The 15,616-nt window shown below is 34.1% G+C and carries 8 protein-coding genes; all 8 read left to right on the forward strand.

Annotated elements, in window-relative coordinates:
• The first annotated feature begins 13 nt into the window (after positions 1 to 13).
• Entirely contained in the window at positions 14 to 805 is a 792-nt protein-coding gene (locus AB671_RS16295) for a molecular chaperone (RefSeq protein ID WP_066681561.1), read from the forward strand.
• Complete coding sequence (locus AB671_RS16300) at positions 798 to 1,829, forward strand: hypothetical protein (RefSeq protein ID WP_066681558.1); 1,032 nt, start codon at positions 798 to 800, stop codon at positions 1,827 to 1,829. The genes AB671_RS16295 and AB671_RS16300 overlap by 8 nt, the downstream gene beginning before the upstream one ends.
• A 10-nt stretch (positions 1,830 to 1,839) precedes the next feature.
• Positions 1,840 to 4,635 carry a hypothetical protein gene (locus tag AB671_RS16305; RefSeq protein ID WP_066681556.1) on the forward strand — a complete coding sequence of 932 codons (2,796 nt, stop codon included), beginning with the start codon at positions 1,840 to 1,842 and terminating at the stop codon, positions 4,633 to 4,635.
• A 324-nt stretch (positions 4,636 to 4,959) separates the two neighbouring features.
• The gene (locus AB671_RS16310) at positions 4,960 to 6,024 is read left to right on the forward strand and encodes a 3-oxoacyl-ACP synthase III family protein (protein WP_066681554.1); all 1,065 of its coding nucleotides are present in this window, start codon (positions 4,960 to 4,962) and stop codon (positions 6,022 to 6,024) included.
• Between the two features lie 361 nt (positions 6,025 to 6,385).
• Entirely contained in the window at positions 6,386 to 7,789 is a 1,404-nt protein-coding gene (locus tag AB671_RS16315) for a glycoside hydrolase family 28 protein (RefSeq protein WP_066681552.1), read from the forward strand.
• Between the two features lies 1 nt (position 7,790).
• Complete coding sequence (locus AB671_RS16320) at positions 7,791 to 11,399, forward strand: DUF4450 domain-containing protein (RefSeq protein ID WP_066681551.1); 3,609 nt, start codon at positions 7,791 to 7,793, stop codon at positions 11,397 to 11,399.
• A gap of 321 nt (positions 11,400 to 11,720) precedes the next feature.
• A complete protein-coding gene (locus AB671_RS16325; protein ID WP_066681564.1) occupies positions 11,721 to 13,856 on the forward strand; it encodes a hypothetical protein in 2,136 nt (711 codons plus the stop codon).
• A gap of 623 nt (positions 13,857 to 14,479) precedes the next feature.
• Positions 14,480 to 15,526 carry a GntR family transcriptional regulator gene (locus tag AB671_RS16330; RefSeq protein ID WP_066681549.1) on the forward strand — a complete coding sequence of 349 codons (1,047 nt, stop codon included), beginning with the start codon at positions 14,480 to 14,482 and terminating at the stop codon, positions 15,524 to 15,526.
• Positions 15,527 to 15,616 lie beyond the last annotated feature (90 nt).

Raw genomic sequence — 15,616 nt, forward strand, 5'->3', positions numbered from 1 at the left:
ATAAAACACCATTATGAACAAAATCACTCTCTTATTCTATTTTCTGGTAATACAAATCAGTGCACAAACAGGTATTTCGGTTTCTCCACCGAGGGTTTATTTTGAGTCGGCACCAGGAGTAAGCAGCACTCAAACGGTAACGGTTACCAATGTGAGTGAAAAGCATGCGCTAGATCTTGCGATAAGTTTAGGAGATTGGAATTATGATGAAAAAGGTGATAATATAATACAAGCAGCTGGTACATTAGAGAATTCTTGTGCAAGCTGGATAAACATTAAGAAGGCTGATAATTACTTCAGTCTTGGCCCAGGAGAGAAAAAAGAGCTAGAAATAACCCTTACTTCACCTGCATTACCAAAAGACAAGCTTTCTGTGCATACTGCAGTATTATTTGTGAGCCAAATGAATCCTGTGGATGATGTAGATAGTAAAGGAGCAAAAATTAAATTAAGTGTTCGTTCTGGAATTAAAATATTTCATAAAACGCCAGCGGTAATAAAAAGAAAAATTGAAATTAAAGATTTAAAATTTGATACTTCGAAGAAGCTATTGAATATCACGTTTGAAAATCAATCTGATGCATGGGCCGATGGAAAAGTTATAACAGATATTATTAATACAAATACTGGTAAAAAGATCAGTATTGCACCTATTGTATTCTATACATTACCAGGAAATACTCGTAAAATAAGCATTCCTATGCAAGATATAACCGAGAAAGGCGCGTATAACGCCTCGGTAATCATTGATTATGGAGATAATGAAACTTTAGAAATGGGAGAATTAAATTTTAATTATGAGTAAAGTATTAGTATTTCTATTCACCACAATATCAATATTAGTCAATGCGCAGGTCTCATATAGTTCATGGACAACAAACAGCTATATGCAGGTAAATTCCTATAATGGAAACAGTAATCCTGATGCGTTAACTTCAAGATTTGAGGCTAATGGCAATCTAAATATGCCGTACTGGAAAGTCTCAGGAAAACTTAAACAAGCAATCACTTCTGACAACGGACAATATACTATTCCTGGAAATAAAATATCTTTTCAGCCAATATCTACATCCGGACAGGCTTACCCTAACCCTATTCCAACATTTACACAGATTGGAGTTCCTCCTAATATATTTTTACAGGAGAATACAGAAGTTTTTTTGATTCCTCAATCAAATGCTCCTTTGTATAATATGCCCTCAACGCAAAATGGCTATTACGACCTTCAGCTTAAATATGGAATTACCATAATGGGAGGTGCTTATTTGGGTGCCTATCCTACCTGGACAAATTTCACAGCACAAATAGAGTTTACAGCTTATAATCAATACAACAATGTGATTGGAAAAAAAACTGAGGTTTATAGGTTTCAGATTGCAAATCTATCAGGAACGCCACCCGTAACGCAGGAAATGTCTATAAAAGTAAACGCCAATGCGGTAAACGGTTTGCTTGAATTCAGTAGCATGCAAGATTATAACAATGGTAAGAGTGTAGTTTATCCTAGTGGTTTGCAAGTCACTACCAATACCAATTTTCAGATTAAAGTAAGATCATTACAGAGTCATTTCCAATCAAATACAGGTAATTACACTATTCCTGTAGGTGCTATGCATGTTACTTTACAACCTTTAGGTCAAAGTAATCAGGTAATTTCACCGGTAGCATTAAGTACAATAAGCCAAACTCTTGTTAAAGGAAACACCACCCAAGGTACTACTTATAATTACGATATCAAATATTTCACATTGCCACAGGATGAGCAGTTCACTAATGCTAAATCTACCGAGTATTCAACTAGTTTACAGTATGAAATTACTCCTCAATAAATTTTAAAAGATGCCTTTTTTAAGCAGAAAATTTTTACTCCCTTTTTTCATCGTATTATTCAATAGTGTTTTCATCAATGCACAAAAAACAGAATCGAATGTTATGATGGAAATTGAGCAGGAAAATTCAACATCTTATTCTAGGATTCTCAATATGGTTGTAAGTGTTCAGAATTTCAATTCTACTAATTTCAGTGGAAAAATTCAGTTTACATATCCAGAAGGATTTAAAGTGATTACTGGTGACGAACCTTTAATAGAACTAAAACCCAACGAAAAAAAATATTTACCCGTAAGAATAATCTTACCTTCTGATGCTAAAGCAGGATCATCTCCCATAAAAGTTCGGCTGCTGGATCAGTTTGGGAATTTTATCACCGAAAAAATTAAAGAACATACTATTGAGATTAATAATGATCTGAATTTATCTTTATTAACAACCTCCATCTACAGATCTTCTAGCCAAGAGCCTTTATCAATAAAAGTGAGAGTAGGTAATACAGGAAATATCTCTCAGGATATTACATTGGTATGCAAAATTCCTGATCCTGAAAATGGAAATCAATTTTTGGAGCAACAAGCTATAATTAATGTAAAAAAGGATTCTACTTTTGTATTTACTTATCAACCTTCTAAAAGCCTATCTAGATTATCTAGCTTTACGATAAACGTTTCGGGTTTCAGAAATCCAGACAAAGAAATATTCAATACATCGACTGTTTTTGTACAAAATATTTCCAGTGTTCAAAAATATCAAAGCCCAGAATTTAGTAATTTTACCGGAGACTCCAAAAATCAGATCACAACTTTATACAGAAGAATTGGAGAAAATTCCAATATGTATCAGTTGCTCGGTTCGGGTGGTTTCAACTTACCTTCCGGTTTCCTTTATATGAGAGGAAATGTTGCATTTTTCAACAATCAGCAACAGCCTTTGGTAACCAATACCAATATTACCCTTGAGCAAGGTAAAAACCAATATACGATTGGAAATATCAATAAGTTTTTAGAGATGCCTTTGGTGGGAAGAGGGGTAGAATATAGTCATACTTTCAAAAAAGACACCAAACTGGAGGTCGGATTTATCGATCAGAATTTTAATCTTATTGAAAGAAACACTTTTTTAAAAAACGGCTATGGCTTTTTCACTAAAGGAACCATGAATATAAACAATAGCTCAAAAACTATTTCGGCAGGTTATAATTACCGCTACGATCCTTATGAGAAAAGTAGCCATCACATTTTGGGAACAGAAACCCATTATACCTTTGATAAAATCTGGATAGTGAATGCAAAAGTGAACGCCGGATTAAGTTCTAACGAAACTCAGGATGCGCTGAAACCATCGTTCTCTGCTGAATCTAACTATATTGGTGCTTTTAAAGATTATAATCTTAATGGAAACTACTTTTTCAGTTCTGGATATTATCCTGGAAACCGACGAGGAAGCGTACAGCTACAGCAGAATATTTCGAAGAGCTATAAAAATTACAATTATTTTGGCAATATTACATACTCCAATTTTTTACCAAAATATTATTTTTTCAACAGGCCTCAAGCTTCTGAAAACATTAGAATTGAGATGGGAACTAAACTTCCCAATAGTAAAAATTTTAGTTTTGGACTTTTTTATCAGTTTCAAAACGAAAAGTCTAACAACTACAATAATTTCTTGGGAAACTTAAACACTAATGAATTTCGAGAATTAACAACCCATAGATTGGTCGAACAAATTTCATGGTCACATGCCAGAACAAAACAATATGCATCACTTACATTTGATACAGGTTTAGCAAAATATCCACTTAATGACGACCTGAAATTTCAAATGAAGTTGAATGGAAATTACGCCTTCAAAAAATTTAACATTAATACAGTTTACCAATCAGGAAGTTATTATTTATCCGAATATGCATTATCTCATTTGACCTCAGATAACACCGATTATAAAAAGCTTTCAGTTTCGCTTTTCTACAATAGTAATTTCATCAAAGACAAAGTTAATGTAAGTACAGGATTATCTTATGTAGACGACATAATCTATGGAAAATCTCCTTCTGCATTTCTAAATACGAGATATACTGGTAAAAACTTCAGTGCATTTCTGAATTCTTCATGGTACAATTATTCGGTTGGGGATCTGGCAAATAATATTCTAACACTTGAACTTGGTTTAACATTAAATTTAAAAAGTGCAGTATTGAGTCCTGATAAAAAAGCAAAAATTCAGGTATTTACCTTTTATGACGAAAACAACAACAATATTTTTGATACAGGAGAGAAACCCGGCAATGACTATATCGTCAATATCAATAATACGGCGTTAAAAACTACCACAGATGGAATTGCAATGTATAAAAATGTGCCTTTTGGAAAATATAAGCTAAAACAGCATATCCAGCAAGGTTGGTATTATGATGAATATGATTTTAATGTTGATTCTTACACTTATCTTTTGAATATTCCGCTTCATCAAAATGGAACGCTTTTAGGTAATATATCTTTTGATTACAATACGAAAACCGCAGTAGAATTCGAGCATAGAGCGTCTTCTGTAGCATTCAAAATTCTTAAAGGGAATGAGATTGTACAAAAATTAGAAAGTGATGATCAAGGGAAAATAACCTCTTTTTTACCTACAGGCAGTTACACAATTTTTATTGATACCTCTACCCTTCCTCCCAATACATATTGCGAAACTCAAAGCTTTGATATTAATGTAAAAGCTGGCGAAATGGTAACTGTTCCTGATTTTATTATTAAAGTAAGAGAGAAAAAAGTGAATAAAAAGACATTCAGCAACTAAAGCATTTCTTTTCATACGGCTAGCAATACTCTATCCATAAATTACGAAAAATAAATAATCAAACCAAAGCAGAAACTTTTCCGCTTTGGTTTTTGTTTTTATTAGGTATAGTATATTCCCATACAGTCATTTATGATCTGTAGTGCATGAATTATATTGATGCATTAAATTATATGATTTCATATTTTTGTATGTATCGAATGTTAAATCGTTGTAATAGATTATTTTTTATAGTATCTTTCGCCACAAAAGAACTACCTTTATTATAAAAATATTAATTATTCATAGTTTTTTATTGAATCTCAACAATGAGACTCCCGTAATATGAAAAGTAAAATTATCGGTGTAGGCAACTACATACCCTCAGAAACTATTACCAATCTGTTTTTCGACAACCATGTTTTCCTTAATGAAAAAGGCGAAAATCTAAAGGAAGATAACTCTTCAATTACCAGTAAACTAAAAAAAATTACAGGAATTGAAGAAAGAAGATATGCTAGTGATAATCAAGTAACTTCTGATTTAGGATTTATTGCCGCTAAAAATGCAATAGAAAATTCAAAAATTGACCCTGAAACTTTAGATTATATTATTTTCGCTCACAATTTTGGGGATATAAAATCTGGTACCATACAGTCTGACGCTGTTCCCAGCCTTGCATCAAGAGTGAAACATTTATTACAGATTAAAAATAATTTCTGCGTTGGTTACGATTTATTATTTGGATGTCCTGGTTGGATTGAAGGCGTGATTCAGGCAAATGCATTTATCAAATCTGGTATTGCAAAAAGATGCCTGGTTATTGGTGCAGAAACACTTTCTCGGGTTACAGATCCTCACGACAGAGACAGCATGATTTATGCAGACGGAGCAGGAGCTATCATTTTGGAAGCCAATGAAGATGATGATGATTCAGGAATAAAATCTCATATTTCCGCTTCTTATACCTATAAAGAAAAAGATTTCTTGAATTTTGCCCAATCCTATAATACTGATCATTCTCCAGATACAAAATATATTAAAATGGATGGCAGAAAAATTTATGAATTTGCCCTCATCAATGTTCCGGAAGCAATGAAAAAATGTCTTGACCAAAGTGGTTATACAATAGACCAGTTAGATAAAATAATTATTCATCAGGCAAATGAAAAGATGGACGAGGCAATTGTCAACCGATTCTATCAGTTATACGACACTCCTCCACCTGCTGATATTATGCCGATGGTAATCAGTAAGCTTGGAAACAGCAGTGTTGCAACAATACCTTCACTATTAACTATGATTTTGAATAACGAGTTGCCTTCACATTCCATCAAAAAGGATGACATTATTTTATTCGCATCAGTGGGAGCAGGAATGAATATTAATGCATTTGTTTATAAGTTTTAAAAGTAAATCAACTTTAAACTTCACAATATATTTAAGATATAAAAAGAGAAATAACATGCTTATTTCTCTTTTTTTGTTTCTAATTTTTAGAAAATTTTTCTTTTTTCATTTCCAATTTTTTGCTTTTCAAAAAGAAATTAAATGTCTCTGTTTACTTTTATTCTAAAGCATTATTAAATAAATATTTGTCTTATTCATATTTAAATAATTTGTAATATTGACAATATGCAATCGTTTACATATTGAAATAATTAAAGACACGGACAGTGCAGGACAATTTTTAAATCCAATTCTTTTAGATTGCGATTAGAAAGAAACAATTCAAAAGACCAGCTTTTTAAACTTACAATTCTCTAGAATTATGAAAAAACATGTTTTAATCCTTTTTGTATTCCTTTTATCGATTCACACATCGGCGCAATACAAACCTTGGACTTCCTCAAAACAGCCATTAAAAGAAATCAAAGCTTTAAAAAAGCAAATCAAAAAATCTGAATTCAGAAAAGTTGATTACCTGATTACCGACTTTGGAGCGATTGGAGATGGAAAGACAAAAAATACCGAAGCTTTCAAAAAAGCAATCGAAAAATGCAGCGCAGAAGGTGGCGGAAGAGTTGTCGTTCCAAACGGAATTTTCCTTACAGGTGCAATCTATTTAGAATCTAACGTCAACCTACATTTGAGTGACGGTTCTACGATTTTGTTCAGTCAGGACAGCAACGACTACCCTATTGTTTTCACACGTTGGGAAGGAATGGAATGTATGAATTACTCATCTTTAATTTACGCTTATGAAGAAGAAAACATTGCGGTAACCGGGAAAGGAACTTTAGACGGAAATGCTGATTTAGACAACTGGTGGTTTTGGTGTGGTGCAACAAAATATGGCTACAACACTTCTCGTCCGGGAAGACAAAATCCAGCGAGAGCCAAGCTTCATGAATATATGGCGCAGAGAAAACCTGCGAGAGAAAGAATTTTCGGAGATGGTTATTATTTAAGACCAAACTTTGTTCAGCCTTACAAGTCTAAAAACTTTTATATGGCGGATGTTTTAGTAAAAAACTCTCCAATGTGGAATCTGAATCCTGTTTTATGTGAAAATGTTTTGATTGAAAGAGTAAAAGTAATCAGTCATGGTCCGAACAATGATGGTTTTGACCCGGAAGCGTGTAAAAATGTATGGATTAAAGATTCGTATTTTGATACAGGAGACGATTGTATTGCCATCAAATCAGGAAGAGACGAAGACGGAAGAGACATCGGAAGACCAGCTGAAAATCACATCATCGAAAATTGTGAAATGAAAGATGGTCACGGCGGAGTTGTTATCGGAAGCGAGATTGCGGGCGGTGCCAAAAATATTTACGCTATCGGAAATGTAATGGACAGTAAAAATCTTGACAGAGCTTTAAGATTAAAAACCAGCTCTAGCCGTGGCGGAATCATCGAAAACGTATTTTTCTACAATACAAAAGTTGGCGCTTACAAAGAAGCAGCCGTTCGTTTTAATATGCATTATGAAAAACCGGGAAATCATATTCCGACAATGAGAAATATCTGGGTTGAGAATTTAACAGTTGACAAAGGTGGAAAATATGCTGTATTTTCTGATGCTTACGAAACTTCTCCTGTAAAGGATTTCACGATGATTAATGCTAAAATGGTTGGCGTTCAGATTCCTTACAAAGTGGATTACATGAAAAATGTTACGCTGAAAAATGTAACCGTTAACGGACAACCTTTAACCGAGTTAAAACCATAAGATGCGAAGGAAAACCATTTTCGCAGGACTGATTGTTTTATCGGCATTTTCACATTCTTTTGCTCAGTCGAAACATTGGCAGAACAAAGAACGTGAACTGCATTATAAAGAAGACAAAGGCGACTTTTTATTGGTGAATGGAAAATACCGTTTCAACCGTGCTTTGTATGGAGATAATCGTGCATCAAGAGTTGAAGCTGGAGATTTGCCGGAATTCGCTTTATATCTTCCGGGAATGGGCGGGAATCTTCAATTCGTTATCCAGAAAGGAAATTCAATCAAAAAATTGATTCAGGCTGATAAAATTGAAACCCGTTATCGTCCGGGAACGATGTTGTATGAAATCAAAGACCCTATTCTTGGAACCGGAACTTTGAAATTAACCGTTTTAGCGCAGGCTAAAGAAGAAGGCTTGGTTTTAAAAATGGAAACTATCAATATAGATTCATCAACAAAAATCTATGCAGTTTACGGTGGAGCAAGCGGAACGACTTTCAGCAGAAATGGGGACATCGGTGCAGACCCAGAATCCGGATTTTATTTACTTCCTGAATATTGCCTGAACAATCAATTTCAAATTAATAAAAATCAGTTTCAGCTTAATTATTTAAATAAGAAAAAAGAAGCTCAAACAGTCAGCGGAAGTTTTTCGAATGTCAATTCTTTACAGCAAACCGATGCTCAAACCTTAGAAAAACTTGTTGAGTTTACTCAAAATAAAACAGACAAATCTCCGATTGTTTACGCTTCATATTCTTCTCAAAAACAACCAGTTTACATTCAGGTTGCGAAAGGAAAATCAGCTAAAAACTTTTCGGATGAAGAGTTGAAAAACATATTTAATGAAGCTGAAAAAGCTCGTTTAACATTAACGAACAGAATTCAGCTCAAAACTCCGGATGCAGATTTAAATAATTTCGGAGCCAATTTAGCGGTTGCCGCAGACGGGATTTGGGAAAGTCCGACCTTTCTTCACGGTGCGGTTGCCTGGAGAATGCGACTGAATGCTTGGCGTGGAGCTTACACTGCCGATGCATTGAGTTGGCACGACAGAGCAAAAGAGCATTTTGAAAGTTATGCCAATTCACAGGTTTTAAAACCCGATTCTGCACCTGTAGAAATGGATACTTTGCTTCATTTGGCTAGAAGTGCGGAGAAAATGGGAACTTCTGTTTTTTCAAGCGGATATATTTCCAGAAATCCAAATGACAATACAAAACCACATCATTATGATATGAATCTGGTGTTTTTTGACCAGATGTTTTCGCATTTCAATTACACGGGAGACAAAGAATTTTTGAAAAAAATGTGGCCAACGATGGTTCGTCATATGGATTGGGAAAAGCGAAATTTCAAGCGTGGTGATTTGTACGATGCATATGCTGCGATTTGGGCGAGCGATGCACTTCAATATTCTGGCGGAAAAGTCACGCATACTTCGGCTTATAATTACAGAGCCAACCGTGAAATGGCGAAACTGGCGAAAATAATTGGTGAAAATCCAAAACCTTACGAGCAGGAAGCTGATGCGATTTTAAAGGCGATGAAAAACGAACTTTGGATTAAAAACAAAGGGTATTTTTCTGAATATAAAGATGCTTTAGGCAACCAAATTGTTCACGACAAACCAGGTATCTGGTCGATTTACCACGTTTCCGATGCATTTATTTTGAATGAATTTGAGGATTATCAGAATTTACAATACATTAATAATCACACACCAAAAATTCCGATTACGGTAAAAGGTTCGGATAGTAAAGACTATTTTACGTTGGCGACCACCAATTGGCAACCTTACGACTGGTCAATCAACAATGTTGCTTTGGCAGAAAATTTACAAACCGCTTTGGCGTATTGGCAAGCCGGAAGAAATGAAGATGCTTACCAACTTTGGAAAGGAAATCTAGTTGAGTCGATGTATTACGGCATCAGTCCAGGGAATTTTGAACAGCTTTCTCATTACGATGCTTTCCGTGGGGAATTGTACAGAGATTTTGCCGACCCGATAGGTGTCGCATCGAGAACTTTGACAGAAGGACTTTTTGGAGTTTATCCGAATTTACTGGAAAACAAAATAAGCATCAAACCTGGATTTCCAAAAGGCTGGAATTCTGCTGAGTTGAAACTTCCTGATTGGGAATATCAATTTACTAGAACTTCCAAGAAAACTGAATATTTATTTAATTCAAAATATCAGAATCCTGTTTCATTGGAAATGCAGATTCCTGTGAATTATTCCAACATCAAATCGGTGAAAGTGGATGGTAAAAAAGTAGATTGGAAAGTAAAACCTAATTCTATTTTACAGCCAATCATTCAGTTTGAAACACCGAAAGGAAAGAATTTTAAGATTGAAGTCAATTATTCCGGAGAGGAAATTAAAAACGAGCAAACTAATTTCACTAATTATATTTCTGAAAACATTCAATTAAATTTTGATTCAAAAAAGAAAATAAAACAAGTTTACGACCCACAAGGACTGATTAAAAATTCCCCTCCTCTGGAGGGGTGGATTCGACCAAAGGGAGAAGACGGGGTGGTTAAAAATGACTTTAATTTAGTCCAAGAAGAAAGAAAAGGAACATTTTTCGTTCAAGTCGAGCAAAACGGAACGAGTTGGTGGCAACCTGTAAATGTTGACATTCGTTTTCCTCTGGAAACAAAATGGGTGAATAAAAAATTGCATATTCAATCTAAATCATCCAATCCAATTAATGGAAAACTGAATATTAATAGTTTAAATAAAACTTTTACCATTCAAAAAAATCATAATTCATCAATTGAAATTCCAATAAATTATTTAAGTAAAGGAACAAATTCTATTGGGCTTGAATACAACGGAATTAAACAAAATATTGAAATCACAGACTGGGAAATTGAAAACCAAGGTGAATTTAATAATATTTCATTGGCTTCAAAATACAATGAAAAAGTAACTGAAATTTTCAACCAGAAATATCTTTCGCCAAGATTAGAAGTCCCTACTCTACAACTTCCTTGGCAGGGAATCGGAAACTGGTGTTATCCATTAATCACTGCTCAAATCGATGACAGTGGATTAATGAACAAAAGAAAAAATGACAAAGTTGATTTCTTTGGAATTCCATTTTTAATTGATAAAACCGATAAAAACATTGCCTTTGCGAGTCAGTGGGATAATTATCCCGAATCAATTGAGATTCCTTTGACAGGAAAAGGAAAGAAAATATACTTTCTGATGGCAGGTTCTACCAATCCGATGCAGTCGCAGATTGTGAATGGAACAATTACAGTTCAGTATGTTGATGGCTCAACTTCGGAATTAGAGCTAAAAAACCCGACAAATTGGTGGCCAATTGAGCAGGATTTGTTTGATGATAATTTTGCTTTTGAAATTCCTTATGATAAAATTCCGTATCGAGTTCAGTTGAAAACTGGAGAATTGTACAAAGGCGGAACTTTAAGTAAATATTCGAGTATCAAAGGATTTACAGACCGTCAGGTTGATGGTGGTGCTGCAACGATTCTGGATTTGCCTATTGATGAGAATAAAGAATTAAAATCGATAAAATTAACGGCAGTGAGCAATGATGTGGTGATTGGAATAATGAGTGCGACTGTTTTGAGATAAGTATAAAATCAATAGAGACTCTTGTAAAAATAAAATCATTAAGGCTTTAGCCAAAACTTAGTTTAGATTTTGGCTAAAGCCAATGAATATTGACGATTAATAAACGGGCTAAAGCCCATTTCTATTGATAACAATTCTAAAATAAGGAATAGAATTCAAATTATAAATAACATTCTATTCTAACACGAAAAATATTGCAGCCCGACTTGAACGAAAATCCTTTTGTGAGGAGGAACGACGAATAAAAGATTGGGAGTGGAAGGCGGAGTAGCTGCCCAAAATATAACATTGAATAATTTTTATTACTTAAATAAAAGAAAAATGAAAAAAATTACAATATATCTCGGTATTTTCCTGATAGGATTTTCATCCTTAAATGCCCAGAAAATCGACCGAAGAAAGGTCGTTCAGCGCCATAATGTGGTCAACACAAAAGCTGATACCCTTTCCACTTTGACCGTTGGAAACGGAAAATTTGCATACACGGTTGATATTACCGGAATGCAATCGTTTCCTGAATATTATAAGAACGGTGTTTCTTTGGGAACGCAGTCTGAATGGGGATGGAACAGTTTTCCGAATACCGAAAATTATAAATTCGAGGAAACTTTAAAGCCTTACGATTTCAATAATGACGGTCGTAAAGCTTTGTACAGCGTTCAAATCAAAGAACCGGAACGCAACAAAAAAGCAGTTGAATATTTCCGTGTAAACCAACACCGCTTGCAACTGGGAAATATCGGAATTGAGCTGATTAAAAAAGACGGTCAGAAAGCAAAAATTTCAGACCTCCAAAATATTAATCAGAAAATTGATTTGTGGACTGGAATTATCACGAGTGAATTTACTTTAGAAGGAATTCCTGTAAAAGTTTGGACTGCTTCTTTCCAAAATTCAGATAAAATCGGGGTGAAAATTGAATCGGATTTAATTTCTCAAAAGAGATTAAAAGTTTTTGCAAAATATCCCTATCCAAGCGGACAGTTTTTGGATGATGCAGCTTTTTATGGAAATGCAGATAAGCATTCAACAAAAATTGTTTCAATGAATTCAAATCAGGGATTGATTGAACACAAATTACAAACTGCAGATTATTTTACTCAATTGTATTTCACTGATGGGAAACTAAGTGAAGCTGGTAAACATTATTTTGTTTACCTGCCTTCATCTAAAAACAAAACGGTTGAATTGACTGTTGAGTTTTCAGCTAAAAATCAAAAGACTTCAAAAAGTTTATTTGGTGATGCTGAAAAAGAAAGCATTTCAGGTTGGAAAAACTTTTGGGAAAGCGGTGCTGCCGTAGATTTTGAAGGAAGTACAGACCCTAGAGCAAACGAACTGGAACGCAGAGTTGTGTTATCTGAATATCTAACAAAAGTTCAGTGTGGAGGAAGCAATCCGCCACAGGAAACAGGTTTAACCTTCAACAGCTGGTACGGAAAACCACATACAGAAATGCATTGGTGGCACGGCGTTCACTACGCTTTATGGGGAAGACCGGAGATTCTGGAAAAACAGCTGGATTATTATTTCAGAACATTTGAAAAAGCAAAAAAATTAGCCGAAAGACAAGGCTACAAAGGTGTTCGTTGGATTAAAATGTCGGATAACGAAGGAAATGAGAGTCCGTCTTCTGTTGCTGCATTTTTGATTTGGGAACAGCCACACATTATTTATATGACCGAGCTTTTGTACCGTCATAATCACGACAAAAAAGTGTTGGAAAAGTATAAAAAACTGGTATTCGAAACAGCAGAATTTATGGCAGATTATGCGACTTTTGACAAAGAAAAAAACCGTTATAATTTGGGTAAAGGTGTGATTCCTGCGCAGGAAGTTTTCCCTGCGAAAGATACTTTTAACCCAACTTATGAAGTGGCGTATTGGGACTGGGCTTTAAAAGTTGCGCAACAATGGAAAGAAAGATTAGGCGAATCGAGAGATAAAAAATGGGACGATGTAATCTCGAAACTGGCACCACTTCCTGTTCAGGATGGAGTTTATCTATCTACTGAATCAGCAAAAGATTCTTTCACCTTTCCAAAATGGATGACCGATCACCCTGCGGTTTTAGGAGCATTAGGAATGGTTCCCGAGTCTCCAAAATTGGATAAAAAAATAATGAAAAATACGTTGGATATCGTTTGGGAAAGATGGAACTGGGGACATACCTGGGGGTGGGATTTCCCGATGACAGCGATGAATGCAGCAAGATTAAATCTTCCAAACAAAGCTTTAGATGCTTTGTTTATGGATGTTAAAACCAATACTTATCTAAAAAACGGTCATAATTTTCAGGATGGAAGGTTGAGAATTTATCTTCCCGGAAATGGTGGCGTTTTAACAACTGTTGCAATGATGCTTGAAGGTTGGGATAATTCTACCGGTGAATTTCCTGGTTTTCCGAAAGATGGAACATGGAAAATAAAAGCGGAAGGATTTAAAAAAATGCCTTAAACAATTTTACATTCATATTAATTGAAGTCTGTTCTGAAAAGGGCAGGCTTTTTTGCGTCGGAGGGTTTGAGTGTTTTAGGGTTTGAGAGATTTGATTCGAAATTTTTTGTATGATTTTTTTAGATAACAATCCTACGGATTTCGCTTTACTTAAAATTTTTTTTCTACACAGATACTGCTTCTCTGAAGCAGAGTTTTATATTTACAATATATATACTCAAAAATGAGACGTGTTAATTGTAAAACTCAGACGTCTTATTTATTTTATTCAGACGTGTACATATTTTAAATCAGACGGGTTATTTTTTTGAGTATTAATAATGATTTTTTTAAATCGAAAAATATATTTGAAATATTCAAGCTAAGTATTACTGAAAAGCTAATTTTTAGATTAAATATTTATAAATTTTATTGCTGACCCACCAAAATGGTAATTTCATTCAAAGTAAAATCAGTTTAATTTTAAGAGTCAAATAACTAATATTCAATAATTTAAAACTAGGATTCATATTAAATTTATCCATAAAACTGTTAAGGTAAATTTTTGTAAATTGTCTTCAGTATTTAATCATCACTTTGACTAAATATTTTTTAACTGAAGTACCATCTCCTACCTGAAAATCATGTCTGAAACCTTAGAAATCAACATTAATGAAAACTCCAGAGTTCCGAAATACAAACAGATCGTAGATTCTATTTTGAACGGAATTGATGGCGGACAAATCAAAATTGGAGAAAAAATACCTTCTATTAACGAGCTCAGTGAATCTTGTTTTCTTTCAAGAGATACTGTTGAAAAAGCTTATAAAGAACTTAGAAAAAGGCAAATCATAGAGTCTGTAAAAGGTAAAGGGTATTATATTTCACGAATCAATAAGAATGATGTGATTAATATTTTCTTTCTAATCAACAAGCCGAGTACTTATAAAATGATGATATATAATTATTTCGTCAATGCAATCGGTACCAAAGGCAATGTTGAGATGTACATTTATCACTGTGACGAAACCCTTTTTATCAATTCTTTGAAAAAAAATCTTGGCGGATTCGATTATTATGTCATTATGCCCCATTTCCGTGATAAACAGTCGAAACATACGAGTTCGACAAAAGAAGTCATTGAGATGATTGAAAAAATTCCGAAAAACAAGTTGTTATTGCTTGATAATACCAAACCTAATATTTCAGGAGAATATGGTACTATTTTTCAGGATTTTGAGCATGATATTTATAATGCTTTGAAGGAAGGTTTAGAAAAAATAAAAAAATACGAGAAGATTATTTTGGTTTATCCTGATAAATCGATTCACCCCTATCCTTTCCGTATCGTACGTGGTTTTGAGAAATTTTGTGAGGATTTTAAATTAGATTACGAAATTTTAGATGAAATTTATCCCGATATGGAACTTCAGGACAAAGATATATTTATCACCATCAGAGAGCGTGATCTGGTGAATTTGGTAAAGCAAATTAGACAGAAAAATCTTGAACTAGGAAAAGACATCGGTATTATTTCCTACAACGAAACCCCTTTGAAAGAGTTGCTGGGAATTACCGTAATCACAACAGACTTTAAAGCAATGGCAGAATCTGCAGCGTATATGGTTCTTAAAAATAAAAAAGAGCAGGTAAATAATGTCTTTAAATATATTGAAAGGGATTCTTTGTAATGGTTGATAGTTGATAGTTGATAGTTGATAGTTGATAGTTGATAGTTGATAGTTGATAGTTGATAGTTGATAGTTGATAGTTGATAGTTG

Origin of the sequence: Chryseobacterium sp. BGARF1, assembly GCF_001677955.1 — a bacterium.
In the GTDB taxonomy this organism is placed as follows: domain Bacteria; phylum Bacteroidota; class Bacteroidia; order Flavobacteriales; family Weeksellaceae; genus Chryseobacterium.